Raw genomic sequence first — 2908 nt, 5'->3', positions numbered from 1 at the left:
CTGCCGTTCGGCAGGGACGGCGCGGGAAAGGTCACCGCGATCAGCGTGTTCGACCAGGGATCGGCCGTCCCGTGCGAGTCGGCCGAGGCCGGACGGATCGCCGTCCTCCACGGGCTCGGCGGTGTCCGGATCGGAGACACGGTCGGCGACACCGGCGCCGCCGCGCGTACGGCCGACTCCCTTTCCCCGGACGGGCACTTCGCGCCGCCGTCGCTGGAGACCGTGGTCGTCCCGTGCCGCTCGGCGGACCGTGGCGCGCTGCACGCGGCGCTCGCCCAACTTGTCGAACAGGATCCGCTGATCAATCTCCGGCAGGACGAACTCCGGCAGGAGATTTCCGTATCGCTCTACGGAGAGGTGCAGAAAGAGGTCATCCAGGCGACGCTGGCGAATGACTTCGGCGTCGAGGTCACCTTCCGGGAGACGACCACCATCTGTGTGGAACGGCTCACCGGATCGGGCTCGGCCGTCGAGATCATGGGAAAGGATCCCAATCCCTTTCTCGCCACCGTCGGACTGCGCGTCGATCCGGCGCCGGTCGATTCCGGCGTGGAATTCCGGCTGGAGGTCGAACTCGGTTCCATGCCCTTCGCGTTCATGAAAGCCGTCGAGGACACCGTGCGGGAGACGCTGCTCCAGGGCATTCACGGATGGCGGATTCCTGACTGCACGGTCACCCTCACGCACTCCGGTTACGCCCCGCGGCAGAGCCATTCCCATGCCGTCTTCGACAAGAGCATGTCGAGCACCGGCGGCGATTTCCGCAATCTCACACCGCTGGTCCTGATGAGCGCGATCGAGCAGGCCGGCACCATGGTCCACGAGCCGATGCACCGCTTCCGGCTGGAACTCCCGGCGGATGTGTACGGATCGCTCCTGCCCGTACTGGCCCGGCTCCGCGCCGTACCGCGCACACCGTCCACACAGGGTGACTCGTACGTTCTGGAGGGCGAGATCCCGGCGGCCCAGGTGCATGAACTCGAACAGCGGCTGCCGACGCTGACGCGCGGCGAGGGTGTACTGGAATCCGCCTTCGACCACTACCGCCCGGTCACCGGCACGGCCCCGTCCCGGCCGCGCACGGACCACGATCCGCTCCACCGAAAGGAGTACCTGCTGCGTGTCGTACGGAGGATCACCGGAGGTTAGTCCGGCCGCTTCCCGCCCGCCCGGTCGCGTGTATCTGTAGGAATCCAACAGGGACCGCACCGAGGCGCTGTCAGGGACCGATTCTCCGCCGACGGGACCGTACCGATAGGTTTTCGGTGTACCAGACCGCTACGAAAGGCTGATCCGTTGAGCCGCTCGGTTCTCGTCACCGGAGGAAACCGGGGCATCGGCCTCGCCATCGCCCGGGTCTTCGCCGAAAACGGCGACAAGGTCGCCATCACCTACCGCTCGGGCGAGCCGCCGGCGGCGCTGCTGGAGCTGGGCTGCCTGGCGGTCCGCTGCGACATCACCGACACCGAGCAGGTGGAGCAGGCCTACAAGGAGATCGAGGAGAAGCACGGTCCCGTCGAGGTACTGGTGGCCAACGCCGGTGTCACCAAGGACCAGTTGCTGATGCGGATGTCCGAGGACGACTTCACCTCCGTCCTCGACACCAACCTCACCGGCACCTTCCGTGTCGTCAAGCGCGCCAACCGCGCGATGCTGCGGGCCAAGAAGGGCCGTGTCGTCCTGATCTCCTCGGTGGTCGGGCTGCTCGGCTCGGCGGGCCAGGCGAACTACGCCGCGTCCAAGGCCGGTCTCGTCGGCTTCGCGCGCTCCCTCGCCCGTGAACTGGGCTCGCGGAACATCACCTTCAATGTCGTCGCACCGGGCTTCGTCGACACCGACATGACCAAGGTGCTCACGGACGAGCAGCGCGCGGGCATCGTCTCGCAGGTGCCGCTCGGCCGCTACGCGCAGCCGGAGGAGATCGCCGCCACGGTGCGGTTCCTCGCCTCCGACGACGCCTCGTACATCACTGGAGCCGTCATTCCCGTTGACGGCGGATTGGGCATGGGTCACTGATCACATGAGTGGAATCCTCGCCGGCAAGCGCATCCTCGTGACAGGTGTCCTCACCGAGGGCTCCATCGCCTTCCATGCCGCCAAGGTGGCGCAGGAGGAGGGCGCCGATGTCATCCTCACCGGTTACGGCCGGCTCACCCTCGTCGAGCGCATCGCCAAGCGGCTGCCCAAGCCCGCTCCGGTCATCGAGCTGGATGTCACCGACCAGGAGCATCTGGACGGGCTCGCCGACCGGATCCGGGAGATCCAGGGCGACGCCGGTGCCGGGCTCGACGGTGTCGTGCACTCGATCGCCTTCGGCCCGCAGGGAGCGTTCAACTTCCTGGAGGGAAGCTGGGACGACGTCTCGACCGCGGTGCATGTCTCCGCGTACTCGCTGAAGTCGCTCACGACGGCCTGTCTGCCGCTGATGGAGCGCGGCGGCTCGGTGGTCGGTCTCACCTTCGACGCACAGGTCGCCTGGCCCAAGTACGACTGGATGGGTGTCGCCAAGGCGGCGCTGGAGTCCACCAACCGCTATCTCGCCCGTGATCTGGGCGCGCGGAACATCCGCTGCAATCTGGTCTCGGCCGGTCCGCTCAAGTCCATGGCCGCCAAGTCCATCCCGGGCTTCGAGGAGCTGGCGGACGTGTGGAACCACCGCGCGCCGATCGGCTGGGACCTGTCCGACCCGGAGCCGGCCGGCCGGGGCATCGTCGGTCTGCTGTCGGACTTCTTCCCGAAGACGACCGGCGAGATCGTGCATGTCGACGGCGGCGTGCACATGATGGGCGCCTGAGCCTTTCCATTCCCTCTTTCGCCGTCCCGCGTACTCCCCGTTCAGTCCCGTTCACCGCTGTTCCGGAAGCCGCGCACCGTCCAGCCGACGGTGCGCGGCTTCCGTGTGTCTGGG

At 67.5% G+C, this 2908-nt stretch carries 2 protein-coding genes and 1 pseudogene; all 3 read left to right on the top strand.

The features are described from left to right. A pseudogene (locus GA0115259_RS30015) lies at positions 1–1149 on the top strand (GTP-binding protein); the annotation flags it as partial. A gap of 147 nt (positions 1150–1296) precedes the next feature. After that, positions 1297–2016, top strand: a complete 720-nt coding sequence (gene fabG / locus GA0115259_RS30010; RefSeq protein ID WP_093602842.1) for a 3-oxoacyl-[acyl-carrier-protein] reductase — start codon at positions 1297–1299, stop codon at positions 2014–2016. Positions 2017–2020: 4 nt separating this feature from the next. Beyond that, the gene (gene fabI / locus GA0115259_RS30005) at positions 2021–2794 is read left to right on the top strand and encodes an enoyl-ACP reductase FabI (RefSeq protein WP_093602840.1); all 774 of its coding nucleotides are present in this window, start codon (positions 2021–2023) and stop codon (positions 2792–2794) included. Positions 2795–2908: the final 114 nt, after the last annotated feature.

The sequence above is a fragment of the Streptomyces sp. MnatMP-M17 genome (genome assembly GCF_900091995.1).
Lineage (GTDB): Bacteria > Actinomycetota > Actinomycetes > Streptomycetales > Streptomycetaceae > Streptomyces.
The sequence above is the reverse complement of the archived record's forward strand: the minus strand, read 5'-3'. Positions and strand labels throughout refer to the sequence as shown.